We start from the raw sequence: 19297 nt of genomic DNA, 5'->3' as shown, positions 1-19297 counted from the left end.
TTTGTTTCCTCCTAGTTGAATGGATTTAATCAATTTCGTCTAAATCAGTTTCTTTATACTTGGCGTTATCTTCACTTACGTTTGGATCATAAGTTTCATGAGCTGCAGCAACTTCTTCGCCTGGATCTGACTGGCTGCCGTTAACGTCCGGAATGAAAATTGGAACCTTCTTAATAATTCGATCATCGTTATCCTCACGCCATTTGAACAATTCATCACATGGCCATTTGGTTATGTCTGGACAAGGAAGCTTTGCAGGATGATATCTCAATCGAAGTAACAAAGACATTTCTTTAGGCCATCTCATGATCTCATCCGGGGTCCGCAACTCGCGTCCTGTAAGGCTCGTAGACATTCCGGTCGAATTGTTATTCTTACCACTGATGGACGATGAGATATTATCCGTTTCGACGGTGTAGCGGCCTGTCATAAAGCTGATTTTCTTTGCTGTTCCTTCATCGGCAGTCAAAATGTAAATCCATGTGTGGCAGTTACCCAAAATGGTATCCAAGCTGTCTGCACCATAGGTTTTCTTGATTTGCCCAATACCTTGAACAACAATGTTCCAAAGGATTCCCCGACCACCTGAAACCGTAAGCTTGGCAACAAAGTCCTTAAATTTAGGCATATTACCAAACTCATCGAGAAGCATATGGACACGAATGGGAAGCCTGTTTCTTGTCTTTCGAGAAAGTTTCACAAGTGCTTGATACGTTTGGTCAACGTAAAGAGCTGCTAGTGGATGGCGAGTTGTATTCTCATCCGGAATGATAAGAAATACAGCCGTTTTCTTACGCCCCACGTCCTCCAAACGGTGATCTTGGGAACCGGTTAAATAAGCGACTCCTGGATCCGCAAAGAGGCGAAGCATAACCGAAACGCTACCGAAGAAACTACCACGCATTTTCTCCGGAGAAAGTCGGGCGGTAGCAAATGCGTCCCTTGCCGGATGATCTTTCGGCAGATTTTTGAAAAATTCATTTAGAGGTACGTAGTCCATCAACGTATTTCCGACCTTAACCTTTAGAACTTCGCCAAGTTCAGCCAAGGTCTTATAAACGGATGTCATATGCTTCTGATCTTCTTTTCGGGCTTCATTAGCAATTGCGAAGATCAATGCAGCAATGACAGATTCCGATCCGTCCTCCCAAATCGAATCACCATTTGAATCTTTTTGGTGAGCGAGTAGATGAGCCGTATTCCATGCTGCTTCTGCAGCTGCAGACTCGTTCCCATTTTTCAATGCTTCGAGAACATTATTCATCGGATTCCATTTGTTGCCCCGACCAGGATCCAGAAAATCCAGCACCACAACTTCATAGCCCTGTTCCTTGAGATAATCGGATGTTCGATCAAAAAGTTCACCTTTCGGATCAGTGAGGATCATGCTCTCGCCGGCTTTTGCATTGGCATAGATAGTTGGATAAACGACAGTTCTCGTTTTACCGGATCGCGTTGAACCGATGATAAGCTTATGCGTGTCCTCGGAATCCAACCAAGCTTTACGCAACTCCGGATCCATCCCTAAGATGGTCCCGCCTTTTTCAATTTCTTTGTCGATATGCCATACGGTTGAACACTTGTCCGTTTCATCCTCCGTCTGCCAACGGCTTGTCCCAAACTGCCCACTTCCAGCAGCTTCAGGACCCTCTACGCCATCCATCTTGCGATTATTACGTTTGATCTTCGTATCCCAAATTGTTAAAACACAAAGCAAAATGACGATACCCTGCAGGGTCAAAAATATCTTTAAGAGATCGATGTCTAATATCGTATTAGCCAATGTCTTAATGGGATTAAATTCTTGAATCCACATGCGCGGGCCTTGAACTTTGTACTCTTTCACGTACAACGGGAACTGGATCAACGATGGAAGTAACAATACATCCAAAAGAAAAATGAATCCGACAGTTATCCAGCGAATCTTTTTCCCCTTTTTCAAAGTTACCCTCCCCCCGCATAGTCACTCTTAGTATCTGTTACGAGAATTAAACAAGACATACAATCGATCTGCTGGCTATTCTGTAAGTTCATACCCAATTCGTTCACCTCCTTAATTAGCGTTCTTGTTCTTCGCTTTGTTGTTGACGATATACTTGTTCCCGGATAAGCTGCTGTTGCAAGATTTTTCCTTTGGCTTCCGTCTGTACGCGTTCTTGTTCAATTCCCCGCCAGATCGATTTCCAAACCCCCTGTGCCATTCCCATTGCAGCGTTTCTTTCATATTCCCTAAATTCCCGATCACCTTTCCACATCCAAGGAGCATTCACGCGCAGCGTCTTACATACATTTTGAAAGTCCTTTTTGCTGATATAAGGTACTCGACCCCAGGCTTTAATTTCGTTACAGTATTTCTCAGCTGAAGTAAGCGCCTTGTCTAGCTTTGATTCGGGAATATTGGCATTGGATCGCACATTCCAATCTTTCACCATTTTGGTTACTTCCTCAGAATTAAGCCCGGCTGCAAACATTACTTTCGCGAAATTTGAAACTGTTTCATTTTGCGCATCCTTAATACCAAAATGTTTCCGAATCACTTCTACATCATCGTTACGCCGTTTATCGGCGTTACTTAAAGGCAGTTCTTTTTCGTCCAACAATTGACCCTTACTATTCCAATGTTTCACTTTATCATCAACATGCTTCGGATCTGTTTGAATAGCCTTCAAAATTTGGACAAACTGTTCAGCTGTCCATTTAGCCTCTTCCTTATCGTTCTGTTTCGGTTGTGATTTCTCCATATTTGGGACAGCTTCCGCAAGTTTATCTCGATCCAGAACAATTACCTCTTTTATGCTCCATGGGTATTCGGTTTTAATGCCGATATCCTTCGTTATCTTTTCCCATGTTGGTTTTTTCAGGTAATTGGTTTCAACCTTCTCTACGTTTTCTAAGATCCGGTTTAAATCGGGAACGTGATTCTTAGATGCAAATTCCCACATAATTTCTTTTCGTTCATCTGAAGAAAGGCCCAACTGTTTCAATCCGACCGCCATACAGTAAGCCGTCCATCCTCGTTCTTGATCAGTCATTTCCGGTTCAAAAACAGCCTTGCCCAAGTTTTCAACAAAGGATTGCTTGGCTTCCGGAATCACCGTAGATATTTCCTCCGGTCTCCATGGATATGCCTCATTAGTCCCCATGTTTTGATTAAACCGGATCCAATCTTTTTCGGACATGAACAACTCTTTGGATTCAGCAAGATCCTGTTCTGCATTTTGCAGAAGTGCAGCAGCTTCTTCCGAATTTAGACCCATTCTATTTTGAAAAAGTCCGATAATCTCTTGATCGCTCTTGCCCGAAAACTTTAGAACGGCACTCACAGATGAATGATTCAATTCAGTATCAATCACCGGTTGATTGTACTCGTTATCCAGCAATTGATTGATTTCGATTGCATTCATTCGCAGATCAGCTTGCTTTAACCAGGATTCAAATAGTTCTATTTGGTCTTCTTTCGAGAATCCAAGTAACCGTAAATGTTGTGCCGAATTACGAACGACTGCTTGGGATACATCTTCCGGTGCACCGGTTGCTTGTGAAAACTGTTCGATTACGACTTGAGCTTTCTCTGGCACGACATTCATAAAGTTATCTTTCTGAGATTCACTAGCAGCTTTTAATACAATCTGTGAAACCCTTTTTTGGATATCAGCAAACGCCTTATTTTTTGCATCCTCGATTTGCTCAGGTTTGAAGGTATACTGCCTTGTCATCATTTCAACGGCATTAAAGTATTTGTCTAGCGGTTCCCGCTGAGCCGGTTGTTTCAAAACCCAATCGGATATTTCATCGACTTTCGTCTTAACGTCGTCCGGCATAAATTTATATGACAAGCGCCCCCTTTGGGGCATGATGGCTGATAGATCCGAAAGCTTGCGGGCTAATTCGACGTTTGTTTCTTTATACAATTTCGGAGGTATTCCCACCGACCGAACAGCACCAGCAGCTTTCATTTCAAGCTCAACTTGCTTTTGCTCCGCTCGAACCTCACGCATTAGCTCCACGGTCTTAACAAGATCCTCTTTTGCTATATGCCGAATCAAATCACGTTCGGCGGTTTTCTCTTGAGATAATCGCAATCGTTCTTCGCCATAAATTTCACTGACGAACATTTTTTTGATTTCCTTTGTTTCAGGATATGTAAGCAATCCCCGCTGTCTTTTCGGATCCTTTTCCCAAAGTACCAGGTGTACGTGAGGATGTCCTTGCTCCTGGTGAAATGCAGCCACCCAGCGAAGATTACTTTCTGGGATTCCCATTTCGTTAGCCATTAGTGGAACGGTTGATCGAAGCATATCCTCCCATGCTTCCCTATCGTCGTACCCCAATCGGATAGCGTCCGTTTCTTTTAGACTTAAAATGCCCCGCCAAACGATGCCCTTATGTGAGTTTAGCTCTTGCTGAACCTCCTTCACGTTATTGACTTCATCCGATGAAAACAGGCCATGACTTCTCGGACGCTCATGTGCATATTTGACATGCCCAGCTGCAGAGTCCGGCGATATGTAAAATTCCTCTTCTAAATCCAATTCAAAATTATCTTCCAATGCAGATTCATCTAATATCTTCTCAGTGCCAAGATCCACGCCGGGCCTCATCCCGATGTAAGAAATATGACTCATGTTTTTTGAAGTGTTTTCTGCAGAAGGTTTATAGAAATAAAGATGCATAAAGAACGGTGAATCAAAAGCTTTACTCATGATGATTCCTCTCTATTAGAACCCTTTTCATCAATCATCAATTCATCAAGAGGCGTTTTGACAAAGTTGACGCCTTTTCTCCGTGCAGCTTCATAGATGGCCGGCATATTTTTGGTTCCCAAACTCGCCAGAACCTGATAGCACATATACATGGTTGTCGCAGCAGCATTTGCAGATTTAGAAACGATTTTCGCAATACGATTCTCTGAAACCTTAAACTCTTCCTTGATCAGTTTCCGGAGTATCGGTGTTAAGGTATCCATCCCGTCCTCTAACGCTTCTCTCTTGCAAGATTCACGAAGCAATCGGCGGCACGTATCCCCTAAATTTTTTTCACCTCTCCTGGCTCTCGAGCCTTCTAGCAGCAAAGCTAGTTCTTCATCTACGTCAAATCGCATCTGTGGTCTTTTCGGCAATATCATCACCCCCTTGCCATAATACGCCACTCCAAACAATTAATATAAGCATTTATACCTATAGGGAATAATTCCTATTACCCCCTAATGTGGAATTGATATGAACCATTGGAACTATTATAATATGAAATATGTGGATTTGATATAAGCATTATTCCCTATAATGTGGAAATCAATGTGGAAACAAAAACCTTATAATCTAACAGGCTTTGCCTGTTACGTGTGGAAAGGGCGCTCCACGCCCCTTATCCTGCATTACAAAATCCAGCCTTCGGCCGCTTGGATTTTGGCTGCCTCTTTGCGTCTGCTTACAGCAGCCTGCATGGTCGGTAAAGTAAGACAGGGACCAGCCAAAATCAGGCTGATCCCTGTCTTACTGTTCTACCGTCCCCCCTACCTCGTGCTGCTTCGCGCTACTGTCGTAGCATCTGCTCCAGGCTCTGGTTGAAAACGTTGGCCTTTGACCAACAACCGGCGACCGTACAACTCGCACGCCGCGAGATACGTGTCCATAAATACGATTCCCTGCACTTCATCTAGAAATCCCAGTTTATTATCGATGTTCGATCCGTAACCAAAAATCGCCAGGTAAGTAGATAGAAGAAATATGATTGGTTAACGATCAGCTTCAGAAAGCTTCTCACACAAAACGAAACTCAAGATAAGAGCAGCCGACACACACGTGCGAACCGCGGAATCAAACCTAGCTTAAATTAAGAAACATCAGACACAAAATGAGTTATTAAGAGACATAATGAATCTAATAGAGTGTGACTCAAAATGACTAAAGCTATCCCTAAGGAAGCCTCTTCTTCAATTAAAGAGCCTCCTATTGGTCTTCTATTACTCTATTCAGGAAAAACCTACTATCTCTCAACACGATGTTTGGTAGAAGCCGAAACGAGCACGCCAGGCAAGGTTTGATTTCCGGTGGGTATCGAACTCCTGGGAAGTAGATGAGATTAGATGGCAGGTATCCGGACCGACAAAAAACAACCGACTCTTTATGTGTCGTAACGATGAAGAATGTTTTCGCGAAGAAAACGTAATATGCTATGCATCGACGGACCATCCGGAAATTCCGTTAACTCAGCAACCACGATTTGGATTGAAGCCAAAACTCAAACACTATCACTAATCCGTAGCAGCTTCATTCGAGAACGACGATTATTGTTCTTCGCAGGTATGGGCGAAGACCAAGCACTAGCACCAGGCGACTAGCTAAGTAAACTGCTGATGGCATTTCCAATGGCGTACTATGTTCAATGTCCGTTTCAGTATTGAGAATAGGATACATAATGATTCATAATGAGTTAAATAAATATTACTAAAGAAACGAAGCACACCGTGGTCTGTCCGTTCCAAAAATAAGTTATTTAGAAACGTAATGACTCAAATTGAGTCTTATAACAGATGTTCAAGCAGTAACGCCAGACGACTGCCTTGAAGGCCAGCAACATACGGCATTACCAGTGACATGCCGTATTCTGATTTAACAATGAGACTCAGAATCGAAATGATTCAAAATAACTCGAAATGACACATAATGTGTGAAAACATTTCTCGAAAGAAACGTTGGTCGCAGCTCAATCATCAATACCAAGCAATAGCCTCAATAGCTAATGGCGAGCAATGCTGTGTCCTGTCGCCGGCAACGGTGACCTAGGGAAAATAGTATTTCATCAAATTTGACTGTTTGTTATCCATTATCCGCGCTGGAACAACACATTGAGTCTAATACTATATTTCCTTCCTACAGTAACCAACGGCCAAAAAAAACTATGCCAACAGCTCTCCATGGGATTGCACTCGGTTAAAAAGAACGCAAAAAAGCCCCCCTTTTCATAGGAGGGCCTGATAATATAGTGCTTATTTTGCGAATGGATTTCTTTTAAATGGTGCTGCTTGCTGTGAAGCTGCAGCTGTCTGCTGTTGGGCTTCTTGTTGACCAAATGGATTTGAACTTTGGCTTACTCTACGGACAGTAGGATTCAGCGGGTTTCTATTGATCTTCTCCCCTATTTCAAAACCGGAAGCCGATTTTTCCTTTTCGATCCGGAGTCTTTCAAGTTCCCCCGCTTCTTGGCGAAGATTTTTAGCTCGTTCAGGTAAACCAGCCATACTTGCAATCGTATAAACAATAGCATGTCGTTGACTATTCGAGCTTACGAATCCGGGATAAATACTGACGTTTGGAAGCTCGTTTTGAAATTTCATGCGAATAAGTTCGAGTGTATCTTGGTTCAACATATCCGCTCGTTCTTTTGGCATTACTACGACTAAACCCATAGCTGTCATATCCTTGCTGTAATTAAACCCGTTAGCTAGTACGTTTTTCCCCTTGTAGGTTTCAATGATTTGTGTAATCAAATCATCCTTGGAAACTGCTTCATCCAAGTTGATTTTCTTCTTAGCGTATGTAAGAACACCGCCTGTTAGCAAAATATTGTTAAACAGGTCTGCTGCATCGAGTGAAATATGGCTTTCAAGGCTTGTTAGAACATTCCATTCATGAATGATGCTCGTAACTTTATAGTTGCTATAGAAATCCCAAGTCAATTTTAAATCTGGGAATTCTGGATCTTCGTAATGGTCTTGAAATATTTTTTGATTATCCAGGATTGATATATTCTCAAGTCCACGGTACACGCGGTCAGTTTCATCCTGCCTTACGTCTTTAAGTTTTGGAAGCAGCTCTGTTGTTGCATTGTATGCATTTAAACTTTCAACTTCATGTGGAACTGGTAAGCTAATGATGGACGCCACGGGAATTGCCAGATAATCAGCAATTGCATCAATCAAGACGTTAATTGCTCCCGTTCCAGTACCACCGCCCATTGATCCGACAACATAGATCAGTTGGCAATTAGACATACGTTCGGCTATTTTCGCGAATATTTCTTCACCGTTATCGAGGAAAGCTTTTTTTCCGATTTCGGGATTTTTTCCTACACCCTGTTCGTAACCCTTCAGCCCGAATTGAAGGTGTTTCGGAATGTTTTTGAGAGGCTTCATATCTCCCAAGTTGGAGTTAACGATGAGACAAGGATAAACTGGTTCACCATCTTTAAAAGATCGGATACCAGCAAATGCATCAACAATTTTGGATCCACCTTGTCCAAGTCCAATAAATCCATATTTGATGCTTGCTTCCGCATTCTTTTGTTTAACAAAACCTTCAAGTGGCCAAACTCCATCAATTAAAGCTGCTCTATTTTTCAGATCAAGATCCTTTATCATTGTTCATTCCTCCTTAATCTTGGGTCATTACTTTTGCAGTAATTTTGCTACCATTTAAAATTAACGGATCTTCAATTATGAGATGTTCCATGATGGACATAGCTTGTTTACCATATGTAGTCAAATAATAATGATTCGACTGTCCTTGTTCCCAATGATCTATAAACATTGCACCTTCGAGCTTAGCAATACCTACATCAACCGTGCCTCTGTATTTCGTTACCTTTGCATCCAGGTCCGGATCATGCTGTGCAAATCTGTGTGCAATATCTGACTTGGTAATATCTTTTTCCTCCATGATTAAATAGAAAATGTCGAGTACCGTATTCCGTAGAATCTTTCGGCATATGGCTTGGATTTCAATAGTCTGTTGGGTCATTGTATCCTCCTTCCAAACGAGTCGTAACGATTACAAAAGATTAGTTAAGAGTCATAAAGAGTATATATAAAATATACCATGAATTGCCTATTTATGCAAGTAAAAATTGAATAAATATGCAACTTTTATGGTATATTCTAAGGCATTATTTCATTCCGTAATCGATCCTCGATATGCTTAGATTTGTATTCCTGGATGAACGAATCACGTTTGTTAATGTCCTCAGAACTTTGAAATAGACCTGTTTTAATTTTCCTCTCTTTCGCAGGTTTCTTCGACCATAAATCTATCGCTTCTTTAGTAAGCTCAGATTCAATACGACATCTGGTTATCCATTTTGTCAAATCATTATTGCGCTCTAGTACCGGATCCCTGGCAGCCGCAATCTCTTTGATTAATTGGATTTGCTCGTCTATTTTATTTTTTAAAACATCATCTTTACTTTGCAGTTCAAGCATTTTATTCTGTGTTCCTAAGTTTTCGGCTAATTGTTTGATGAACTGAGCTACCAAATCAAATTTCCGGCCATTCTCTTCAAGAGCTTGAAGAACCGCTTCATTGGTATCTTGATTAACTGTACCGCCAGGCTTTGTTAAGGTAAGTACTTTTTCCAAAGACGGTAGCGTGTAATCCTTCTTCAAAAGGAAGATCATTCGTAGTCTAACGATAGCTTTATAGTCAAATCTATGATGGCCGGTGCTTTCATCAGGTCTGACATAATGTTTAAGAACACGAAACACGTTCCTAATATCTTGCTGACCTTTTAAGTCTAGAATCTCCACGGTATTTTCAGTGTTATAGCTCTCGCCTTCCTTCAAAGAAAGCAATTCACCTTCAAATATGCGGTCTGTCCAGCCCTTGTCCTCCAGAAGCCTGTATAATGTATCCTCTTGAAATACTACACTGATTCTTTCCCGCATTTGTTCCCTTCGTTCACGTTCATCGGGTGTAACAATAGAAACTCGATCAGAATCAAACTGACTCATAAAATTCCCTCCCTTTTAGTTGGAATCAAATGATATTGATTGCATTCAAACTATAAAGAATGATGAAATCAATTCCATTCAAATATGCGATCGGTCCAGCTATGTCAACTAACAGCTCGTTCTCGTTCACCGGGTGCGACAAACAAATTCAATTAGAATCAAATGGAATGGATTCCATTCAAACTGGAACGATTGATTAAATCAATTCCATTCAAATATGTGATTGGACCAGCCCTTGTCCTTCATTCGTTTCGTTCTCGTTCACCGGGTGTGACATACAAATTCGATCAGAATCAAATGGACTCTTAAAATTCCCTTCCTATTAATCGGAATCAAATGGAATGGATTGCGTTCAAACTACAACGATTGATAAAATCAATTTCATTCAAATATGTGATTGGACCGGCCAATCTGTTTCGTTCTCGTTCATCAGAATGATAATTAGAATCAAACCGACTTTCAAAATTCCCTCCCTATTAATTGGAATCGAGTGATATAGATTGCATTCAAACTAAAAGGATTGATAAAATTAATTCTATTCAAAATAGATTGCTTGACAATTCATTCAATATAATTCAATCATAATGCCACCATTCCTTATTAAACAAGGGGTGTAGATTGTCGAATCAATCCGAATCAATGATTGATTTCAAGATCTACATACACCATAAACCAGCGTCTAGCATCAGTAGGCTGCGCTGTTGGTATAGAGCGTCCTCACCGTCAGAATGTTGGCGCAAGTTGTTATAATAGACGGAATCCGACAAGCCATGATATATTCGAATTACAAATCCGTAAGCACCAATCGATAAGGTTCCGCATGGAAGCACCTCAGCGGGAGCCTTTTTTCGTTAGGCGTGGGAGTAAGGGAGAAGAGGCACAATGAGTAAAACTGATAAAAAAGAAATTCTCGGAATGTTAGGACTTAATGAAGATCAGGAGGTTTTCCGTACGTCAGAGTTTGACTTTGAAGGAAACGGAATAACCATCGCTTGGCAAGGGAGAGGGAATCAAGGGGAAAACAAAAAAGATCTTAACGTCAGTGCGGCGAAGCTTCTCATCGAGAACGCATTCGATCAAACTCGTGACGATATAGGTGAAAACCGTATGGGAGATTATCAGTCACTTATTCCGATTCTAGATCATATCGGAGCGCTGATCCGCTCAAACTTGCCATATAAATACACGGGAATTAATCTCGAATTAGTGAAAGAATATATCGACTGGTTTATGCGCGATGATCTCCACAAGTCGCCGGAGTTCCAAGACATTCTCGATCAGAAAGATGTTGAATAACATGGCATTTCGAGAATGTTTAAAGTGTGGTCGAAACGATTTCGAGGGGGACAAGGTTCATCTTAATTTTCTAGTTATTAAGGTGGACAAGCGGATCAAGGAGAATAAGGGAAAAGAAGATAAAGAAATATTTCTTTGTGATGAACATTATGAGGAATTTAAAAAGGAATTAGCAGAGGGATAGTATGGGGACTAACGTGAAATGTCCGGCCTTACTCAAACGTTGACAACCTTAGCTGACATATGATGTTTAGTTGTCATTTAGTTGAAATCTGCTAATCATATGCTTAGGTTGGCTGTACAACGAGGAAAATTAAGTTAAAGTTCTAGATCAAACGTATATAAATCTACTAGATTGTCAAAGATAGAATCAAAGGTGGATTAACGACAAACCAAATGGATGCTAATGAGCACCACCTGGATCGGTCAAAAACTTATATATCAATAGCTGACTTTCCGCCCGTACAGCTTCTCGAATTTTTACAACTTACCTATCGAAAACATTTTGGATGACGCTCGAACAAATGTTCTGGTATAATGTGCGTGAGGTGATGATATGACGACCGCACAATCAAAAAAATTGACCGGTAACGGATTATGGGAATCGTCAAGGATAATCTTACCGGAGCACCTGGCTTCCTTAATTATCCAGCGTCGCGATACCTTTACACAAGAAAAGCCTATACTTGACGGTGATGAACTTGAAATCATCTACCGTAAGATAACAGAGTCTTTTACAAACAAAACTGAGATTACGCTAATCCTGTTCGACCGTTTTGAAGATACACGTGCTATTGGTGTCATCGAACGGGTCGATACATTTGGCCGTCGCGTTCGAATGGATGGAGAATGGTTTCCCATTGAGAACATTATAGCAGTTGAATAAACGACAAAAAGTCTTCTGACATTCAGGAGGCTTTTTTCGTGTTAAACGCAATCCTGGTTCTTTCAGACAGTGACTGGGATGAAGGGATAGCGCCGGCGGCCGACTCGAGCAGCTGCAGCTCACGCTACGGGTCTTCAAAAGCTTCGCCTTATAAACCGTTATTTATTCTTATTCGATTTATACCATTCCCTATAATGCAGTCTACAGAAACCTCTTGCCGTATGCATCTTGTTGCAATCTTCTATTGAACAAATAACATTAGGTTTAACGGGATTTAGTGGCTTATATTGTTGTCTGAATTTCTGATATAAAGGATCTCCGTACCTATACCATCTCTGATGATGCATTGAACAGAGACCCTTGGCTTTTATTGGATTATCGCATCCATCAATTGTACATTGATTCATTTATTCATCCCTCCATAGGTTTTCCTTGAAATCGGAGCAAGCAGCTGGAGCTCACGTTCCCTGGTCTTCTGGAATTAGTCAGCAAAACGATCAGCTAGCCGTTGTAGCTGTGCTGCCCGCTGTCTGCAGAACAGCTACAACGCAATCCTGATTCATCTGGACGTCGCTATCCAACGGCGGGATGCAGAGAGAGCTAAGGGATCAACTCAACTCATATCCCATATAACAGTAGAATAGCACCAGCTACGCAGGGGGCGGAGTTCCCCAGTTCAAATTCCCCCAATAGACAGAGGGATGTGCAGAAAGAGAATACCGGAAAAGAGTTACCCACAAGTGCAGCGCGGAAAGGACGCAGTGCTACTCCACCCACCAACTCTAATCTCGAAGTAGAAAAAGGATCCCGCCCACCACCCTACCCCCTGTATATGGAGTATGAACTATTTAATTTAAACGATTTTACCACATACGAATATATCCCCTCCCACGTACAATGTTCGATAGCTCTAATTCAAAAACGACCAATTTATTAATCAGGTGGTTCAGGATCTGGCGCTTCTGGTTCAGAAACTTCTGCAGCCGGTAGTCGATCGATCCGTGTAACACGTTTAAGCTGAAAATCGGCATGAATAATCTCTGCATCACGAATAGGCACACTTGGCGTTGCTTCGGCCAACGGGAACACTATTACATTGTCCGAAGCCGGTTCGTTTAGTGGAGGTTCAGGAAGGCGTACCACAGTCAAACCGCCGCGACCTCTGCGTGTCTCGACGATCACACGACCGTCCGCTCTCAGCCTGCAAAGAATCGCCTTAAATGAGGTCAGCGGGCAGTTGAGGCGTGTAGCCAGTTCCTGTTGTGTTCCGGAAAGTTCCTTTTCGGTTTTAAGTAGCGCCAAAAGATCGGCTTCCCATTCGAAAAGATGACTGCGCTCCCGATCAGAACGGGGTTTCGCACTCTCCCAGCAATTGCGTGTCTGATAGAAAAAAGGAAGACCAGATAGCTCTCGAATTACATCTGCTTTTGGCGCATGAAACTTAGGGCTACGAAAAACATAGCCCGCTTTATAAACCGCATCACGCTGCGTAAAAGGCTTTTTACCGGCCTGTGCGCCTTTGGAACAGCATGAAATAAACCAATCCCGCAGCGCAGCTTCAGCGCGCTCTTGTGGCCAATCGGATGCTTTCATGGCCAGAGCAAGCGTAAGTGCAGTCTGTTCCCGTCTGCCTTCCTGGCAAGGGGATTCTAGCAAATATTGAAGAGCAGGATGATTCATAATATTACCTGTATGTATGTTAAAGAAACCCGCGTTATCCGGCTCGTAAGGATGATTAATATCACGCCAGGTTTTAAACACTTCAAAATCGTAGCAATTACTTGGTTCAAAATAGATCAGATTTTGCTCGGTTGGCGTGCGGAAAATACGATTTGCGCCAACAGCTGCCGTATCTGATCCAAGGTCAACAGCCATGTGACCCATGATGGCCGTATACAGTCGAATGGCTTTGGTTGTTGCTCGGACCGGCTTCGAAAACACATATGTAGCATGATATCCACCACTCGGAGTTTTAATAATCGACGTAGGACGAGGAAGACCCGCGTTGTCGAATCTCTCTAGCACTTCTACAATCGTTTCCCCAATGATGTCCAAATCAAACACAAAAGCATTCAACCAGCGAAGCGATTCCGTCCAACGAAGATCCCGACGATAATAGCCGTTTGGCGTATAGTAGGTCGTTTCTACTTCAGGATCAGATAGAACAGCAAACAGCGTAGCTTTTGAAGCCAAGCTTTTCATGCGCTCTTTCCCACCTACAAAAACCCATTGTCGATCGTTATTATTCGAAGCAGACAGCTTGGAACGAAAGCGCTTCGGTCTTTCTATCATATAAGCACCGTACAGCAAAGAAAAAAAAGCTTCAGGTTTGGTAAGAGAGGTGAATGATTGATCGATAGCTACTATTTGTGTCACAGGACTGTCCTCCTTAAAAAAGGCAATAGGAAAGCAAGCCCTCTACATCCCATTTTCAAAAAATGGAAAAAAGGGGCATCAAAATGTGGAATCAAATCAAGATATTAGAGCTATGTGCGCTGTCTACCAGGCATCTATCCTTATCCGAAAAAAAGGCGCAAAAAAATAAGCCTCCGAAATCCATTTTTTGAAAAAAATCTAAAAGTAGTTCGGAAGCGCCAATCTCCTTATTCGGTTTTGGGCTTACGCCAAGGTATGTACAGGCTCCTTTTCAAGTAGGGGTTGGCAACCCCAGCTGGACCCCTTTGACAGAAAATTAAAAAAGCCCTAGCTCTACCCGCACACAAGGGGAGATCCAGGGCTTTTTGTATGTAAAGACACACAAATCACAACGAAAGTGCTCTCAAACACGCTACAAAGGGTTGAATAATACTCTTGTAGTGTGATAAAATAGGGTCATAAGTTGCTTAAATACAGCAAGTATTAACCTATTAAAAAGAGTCATTGTTTAGCGCCTGTTTCACCGATTGTCAGATCGGATGGAGCAGCTTAAGAGCTACCAACTCTTAGTCGCTTGAAACGGTGGCTTTTTTTCTATTGTCAAGGGATATAGCATTCTTTAAAAAGAAAATCATTACACCAATAATATACCACATTAATAGAGTCAAAGGAAGTCGAAATTTGGGAAACATTGAAAAATAGTAGGAACTAATGACTAATTTGATAGCAAAGAACCATTGAAAACCCTTTTTTTGTGTCGTAATACTCAAGACAAGTTGAGCGTACCACTTCAAAAATATAGTGGAAATAGTAGATTTGGAGATGGAAACGTATCTCTTTAAGAATATAGTACAGCCGATCCCAAACAAGTTTAGAAAACTGTCTAGCTTATTTTGTTGTATTTTGGTTATTATTTCCCTCTCATTCTAACATACCAATTAATAGAATGGAATGACATTTCAAAACTGTATAGCTGTACGTACATACACATGTACAGATGTACATGTGGCTGTACATACAGATGTACATCTGTATGTACTCCTGTACAGCTGTACAGGAAACTGTATTGATTTATAGATGTTACTTCCTCGCAAGTCCCGTTAAAAATCCAATGGAACCCAGATGTTTTTTTCGGGGTCGGACGATATACGGGGAATTAGAACAATTGTCTGGTTGGGCTTGAGACCTTTCAATCTTTGTAACTAGAGCTTAGGCTGCATACTCCAAACGATTTGATTCTAAATCCATAAAGAAAAGAAGAGATCATTTTGACGACATGACAAGCTGATCACAGATACAGAAGATTCGATATGTAATAACATTCGGTAAGAATATCTTACAGGGGTTCGACATATTAGGGGACTTCACTATCAAATATAAATAAGATAAAATGATCGATTACTCTAATCCAGTCGTATGATCGACTTATCTCGTAATCCATCAAACCTGCAGAAACCTGTACATATGTATGTACATATGTACAGGTATACAGGCAAAACAAAGAGGGCTATTTCCTCTCTGTTTCAGTACGATACTTCCTTAATACCTCTTCTAGAATCTGGACCATGTCTTTATTAATCGTAAGTGCGTGTACCTTAAGCCACCTATGCAATTCAGCATCAAGTTCAAATGTAGCTTTCTTTTTCCCACTGATCTGCACCAATTCGTGAGCAGGACTTTTCGCAATTTCAGTCGGTAAAATAATTTCTTCTTTATTTTCTTGGTTCCCGGAGGGGGAACGCATAAGCGATTTAAATTTATCAGCCTTATTGGTTGACACGCTGCTTCAGCTCCTCAACAAACCCTATATATGACTCCAATACGCCTTGATCAAACTTCGTACTGTCCTGGATACCTTCCAGTACAAACTCTTTAATACGGCTACGCCGTTTAATAATACTGTCAAACACCATCGGGCCATATTCATCCTTTGCCTTATCAACGATGGAATTGTCTATACCGGCTCGTCCATCGCTCATAGCGATCAGAATACCAGCCAAAGCAAGCCGTTCATTCGTTCGTTGCTGAACGACAGTAAGTGTTTCAAGATATCTCTCTAGAGCGGAATAGCAAAATGGCTCAGACTGTAAGATTACAACTGCAAAATCACTCGCAGTTAGCCCATTAATGGTCTGATCCCCAAGGTTTGGCGGCAAGTCGATTAAAATATAATCATAACGGTCTTTAACCATATCAATGGTTTTTCTCAGAGCCTGGGTAGCATCCCCTTTGTAGTCTCTATATAACCACCGGCTAAACGTCGATAGAATATCTTCTGCAGGTATTAAATCAAGATTATCTGTGATGCGTACAATATATGGAGTTGGATTTTTCTCCTGAATGGCTTCAAGAATCGTTTGTTTTGTAAAGTCGTAAATATCCCTTCGTGTGAGAAACTCAGTTAGGTTACCCTGACTATCAAAGTCAATAGCTAGAACGCGAGCTTCTTTTGACAAAAGATGAGCCGTGATCGCACAAGCTGTCGTTTTACCGACCCCACCTTTTTGGATACCAAAACTAATGACAATCCCCATTGTTTACCTCCTTTAAAACTGTATACCTGTATTGTAACACAATGAAAACGAAGAGCAACAACTTTTTTATACCTGTACATACAGCTGTACATATGTACAGCTGTATGTACAGGATTTGGTCCAATTTTAGATAATTGGGAGGGCAGCTTTCTCCACCAGGTGCAGAAGGAGTGATTTAGGGGCATTCTGGCCTATATATGTAGTGAGAAATAAAGTTATGGACTGACGATGCGTCAATAAGCATACGAGCAATTAATTGAGTAAACCTAACAGACTCAATGTAATCTTGAGACTAAAGACGTAGAAGTTGACTACATTGTACTGACGATCTTTTGAAGAGAATCCTTTATGATAAGCAAATAAACGATTAGAGGTAATAACTAATGGAGATTAGAGAAACAGTCATTATTCTTTTCTACGAGGATTACGAATTAGTATTAAAGTTTTATTCCGAACAACTTGGCATGAAAATCCGTCAACGTGGTAACAGCTTATCTATTTTGGATTTCGGCGGCAGTTACCTTATGCTTGAGGAAAATGGTGTAGCTTCAGATAAAGAAAAGACAAGGTCGCAAAATCCAACGGTAATTCGATTCAATGTTAATAATTTTGATTCAGCCGTATCGGAGATTGTGGCACGTGGAGTAAAGGTTGAAGTGAAGAGCTTCGAATGGGGAACGATAGGAGTAGTTTTTGATCCAGAAGGAAATAGAATTGAATTAAAAGATTAAATGGCCGAGCCTCCCCTGAAGGAATATCTGTTGAGATGATCAGCGCCATGATCCCATCCTTTAGTTATTTACAAAAATATACTTTGAAGTAAGAATGAATTCCCTCGTTTGATGACGAAAATATCAGAAAAAGGTGGAATTATGTTGCTTAAATCCGGATTTATCTTAGCTGCCTATTCGCATTTATCATCTGCTATGTTTAACAAAACACCGGTTAAGGGAAGGCACGACGGAGAGAGCTTGCCAAAAGCGGTGATCGAAAAACCTGTACATACAGCTGTACATATGTACAACTGTATGTACAGGTTTGGTTTAAATATAACTCTACATCGCAGTTCGGACCACATACCAGCTGCTGGTCACGCTTTACCTACGTTACTCGGTAACACCAAACGTTACACCTACAATAAAGAATGTTCAACATCCAAAAATCATCTGATTTATCCTATTCCGGTAAGCTTGCATGCTGCACCAATGTAACCTTCAGGAATATCATCTATTTTGCAGACCCTTGAAATCGTCTCCCGACTAGGTTTTAATATTTCTCTCCCATGGCGGTCAATGTATTCACCGAAGAGTGATGTCGAGTAGCTAACCTGTACATACAGCTGTACATATGTACAGCTGTATGTACAGGTTAGCCTCAAGTTTAACTCTATAACCGCAGTTTGGACCATTTAATCGTCCGCGAGTCGCGCTGTGCCGATATTACTCGGCAACAACCACAAGCCTTACACCTGCAATATAGAATGGTCTACATCCAAAAATCATCTGATTTAACCTGTTTTCCGGTAAGCATACGCGTCGCAGCTACTAATGCCTTCATCGTTTTACCGGCAGGCATATAATCTCTATTTTTGCAGACTCTCGAAATGGTCTCCCGACTAACTTTTGATATTTCTCTTATTTTCTCTTGTTTGATCCCATGGCAGTCAATGAATATACCAAATCGACTGCGTTCCTTAACAAACATTTTTCTCATCCTTCCACGCGAGTCACTGTATAGCATCAGTATGGACAAGACTACGAAACTATAAAACATCGCAGTTCGGACCACATACCAGCTGCTGGTCACGCTTTACCTACGTTACTCGGTAACACCAAACGTTACACCTACAATAAAGAATGTTCAACATCCAAAAATCATCTGATTTATCCTATTCCGGTAAGCTTGCATGCTGCACCAATGTAACCTTCAGGAATATCATCTATTTTGCAGACCCTTGAAATCGTCTCCCGACTAGGTTTTAATATTTCTCTCCCATGGCGGTCAATGTATTCACCGAAGAGTGATGTCGAGTAGCTAACCTGTACATACAGCTGTACATATGTACAGCTGTATGTACAGGTTAGCCTCAAGTTTAACTCTATAACCGCAGTTTGGACCATTTAATCGTCCGCGAGTCGCGCTGTGCCGATATTACTCGGCAACAACCACAAGCCTTACACCTGCAATATAGAATGGTCTACATCCAAAAATCATCTGATTTAACCTGTTTTCCGGTAAGCATACGCGTCGCAGCTACTAATGCCTTCATCGTTTTACCGGCAGGCATATAATCTCTATTTTTGCAGACTCTCGAAATGGTCTCCCGACTAACTTTTGATATTTCTCTTATTTTCTCTTGTTTGATCCCATGGCAGTCAATGAATATACCAAATCGACTGCGTTCCTTAACAAACATTTTTCTCATCCTTCCACGCGAGTCACTGTATAGCATCAGTATGGACAAGACTACGAAACTATAAA

The 19297-nt window shown here is 41.4% G+C and carries 16 protein-coding genes; 5 read left to right on the top strand and 11 right to left on the bottom strand.

Annotation, left to right across the window (positions count from 1 at the left end):
• Nucleotides 1-25: 25 nt before the first annotated feature.
• From DFP97_RS26760 to DFP97_RS26750, 3 genes are all read right to left on the bottom strand, one after another.
• Nucleotides 26-1942, bottom strand: coding sequence for a VirD4-like conjugal transfer protein, CD1115 family (locus DFP97_RS26760; RefSeq protein WP_114383738.1), 1917 nt, complete (start codon nt 1940-1942; stop codon nt 26-28).
• A gap of 115 nt (nt 1943-2057) precedes the next feature.
• Nucleotides 2058-4703, bottom strand: a complete 2646-nt coding sequence (gene mobP3, locus DFP97_RS26755) for a MobP3 family relaxase (protein WP_114383737.1) — start codon at nt 4701-4703, stop codon at nt 2058-2060.
• Complete coding sequence (locus DFP97_RS26750; protein WP_114383736.1) at nt 4700-5119, bottom strand: hypothetical protein; 420 nt, start codon at nt 5117-5119, stop codon at nt 4700-4702. Before DFP97_RS26750 ends, mobP3 begins: the two co-directional genes overlap by 4 nt.
• A 175-nt stretch (nt 5120-5294) precedes the next feature.
• Here DFP97_RS26750 and DFP97_RS30475 point away from each other — a divergent pair, with 175 nt between their 5' ends.
• Nucleotides 5295-5567 (top strand): hypothetical protein, encoded by a 273-nt coding sequence (locus DFP97_RS30475; protein ID WP_147275098.1) that lies wholly within the window; start codon nt 5295-5297, stop codon nt 5565-5567.
• A gap of 1421 nt (nt 5568-6988) precedes the next feature.
• Here DFP97_RS30475 and DFP97_RS26745 read toward each other — a convergent pair.
• From DFP97_RS26745 to DFP97_RS26735, 3 genes are all read right to left on the bottom strand, one after another.
• Nucleotides 6989-8359: an FtsZ/tubulin family protein gene (locus tag DFP97_RS26745; RefSeq protein WP_114383735.1), complete on the bottom strand. Its 1371-nt coding sequence runs from the start codon at nt 8357-8359 to the stop codon at nt 6989-6991.
• A 13-nt stretch (nt 8360-8372) separates the two neighbouring features.
• The gene (locus DFP97_RS26740) at nt 8373-8738 is read right to left on the bottom strand and encodes a hypothetical protein (RefSeq protein ID WP_114383734.1); all 366 of its coding nucleotides are present in this window, start codon (nt 8736-8738) and stop codon (nt 8373-8375) included.
• Nucleotides 8739-8875: 137 nt separating this feature from the next.
• Nucleotides 8876-9724, bottom strand: a complete 849-nt coding sequence (locus DFP97_RS26735; RefSeq protein ID WP_114383733.1) for a MerR family transcriptional regulator — start codon at nt 9722-9724, stop codon at nt 8876-8878.
• An 882-nt stretch (nt 9725-10606) separates the two neighbouring features.
• Between DFP97_RS26735 and DFP97_RS26730 the strand changes: the two genes are divergently transcribed.
• Both DFP97_RS26730 and DFP97_RS26720 read left to right on the top strand, forming a co-directional pair.
• The gene (locus DFP97_RS26730; protein ID WP_114383732.1) at nt 10607-11020 is read left to right on the top strand and encodes a hypothetical protein; all 414 of its coding nucleotides are present in this window, start codon (nt 10607-10609) and stop codon (nt 11018-11020) included.
• Nucleotides 11021-11576: 556 nt separating this feature from the next.
• Nucleotides 11577-11906: a YolD-like family protein gene (locus DFP97_RS26720; RefSeq protein ID WP_114383730.1), complete on the top strand. Its 330-nt coding sequence runs from the start codon at nt 11577-11579 to the stop codon at nt 11904-11906.
• A gap of 933 nt (nt 11907-12839) precedes the next feature.
• Here DFP97_RS26720 and DFP97_RS26715 read toward each other — a convergent pair.
• From DFP97_RS26715 to DFP97_RS26705, 3 genes are all read right to left on the bottom strand, one after another.
• Nucleotides 12840-14282 (bottom strand): replication initiation protein, encoded by a 1443-nt coding sequence (locus DFP97_RS26715; RefSeq protein WP_114383729.1) that lies wholly within the window; start codon nt 14280-14282, stop codon nt 12840-12842.
• Nucleotides 14283-15789: 1507 nt separating this feature from the next.
• Nucleotides 15790-16062, bottom strand: coding sequence for a hypothetical protein (locus DFP97_RS26710; RefSeq protein ID WP_114383728.1), 273 nt, complete (start codon nt 16060-16062; stop codon nt 15790-15792).
• Nucleotides 16049-16816, bottom strand: coding sequence for a ParA family protein (locus DFP97_RS26705; protein ID WP_114383727.1), 768 nt, complete (start codon nt 16814-16816; stop codon nt 16049-16051). The genes DFP97_RS26710 and DFP97_RS26705 overlap by 14 nt, the downstream gene beginning before the upstream one ends.
• 383 nt (nt 16817-17199) lie before the next feature.
• On the opposite strand from DFP97_RS26705, the gene DFP97_RS26700 reads away from it, so the two are divergent.
• Entirely contained in the window at nt 17200-17547 is a 348-nt protein-coding gene (locus DFP97_RS26700) for a VOC family protein (RefSeq protein WP_114383726.1), read from the top strand.
• A gap of 108 nt (nt 17548-17655) precedes the next feature.
• A complete protein-coding gene (locus DFP97_RS30470) occupies nt 17656-18027 on the top strand; it encodes a hypothetical protein (protein WP_147275097.1) in 372 nt (123 codons plus the stop codon).
• Nucleotides 18028-18301: 274 nt separating this feature from the next.
• Here DFP97_RS30470 and DFP97_RS26695 read toward each other — a convergent pair whose 3' ends face one another.
• Together DFP97_RS26695 and DFP97_RS26690 are read right to left on the bottom strand one after the other, a co-directional pair.
• Nucleotides 18302-18520, bottom strand: a complete 219-nt coding sequence (locus DFP97_RS26695) for a transcriptional regulator (protein WP_114383725.1) — start codon at nt 18518-18520, stop codon at nt 18302-18304.
• A gap of 493 nt (nt 18521-19013) precedes the next feature.
• On the bottom strand, nt 19014-19297 hold a 284-nt coding region (locus DFP97_RS26690; protein ID WP_220271197.1), incomplete at its 5' end, for a hypothetical protein.

Source organism: Paenibacillus prosopidis (genome assembly GCF_003337375.1).
Lineage (GTDB): Bacteria > Bacillota > Bacilli > Paenibacillales > Paenibacillaceae > Pristimantibacillus > Pristimantibacillus prosopidis.
Note: the sequence above shows the minus strand (reverse complement) of the source record. Positions and strands in the feature narration are given on the sequence as shown.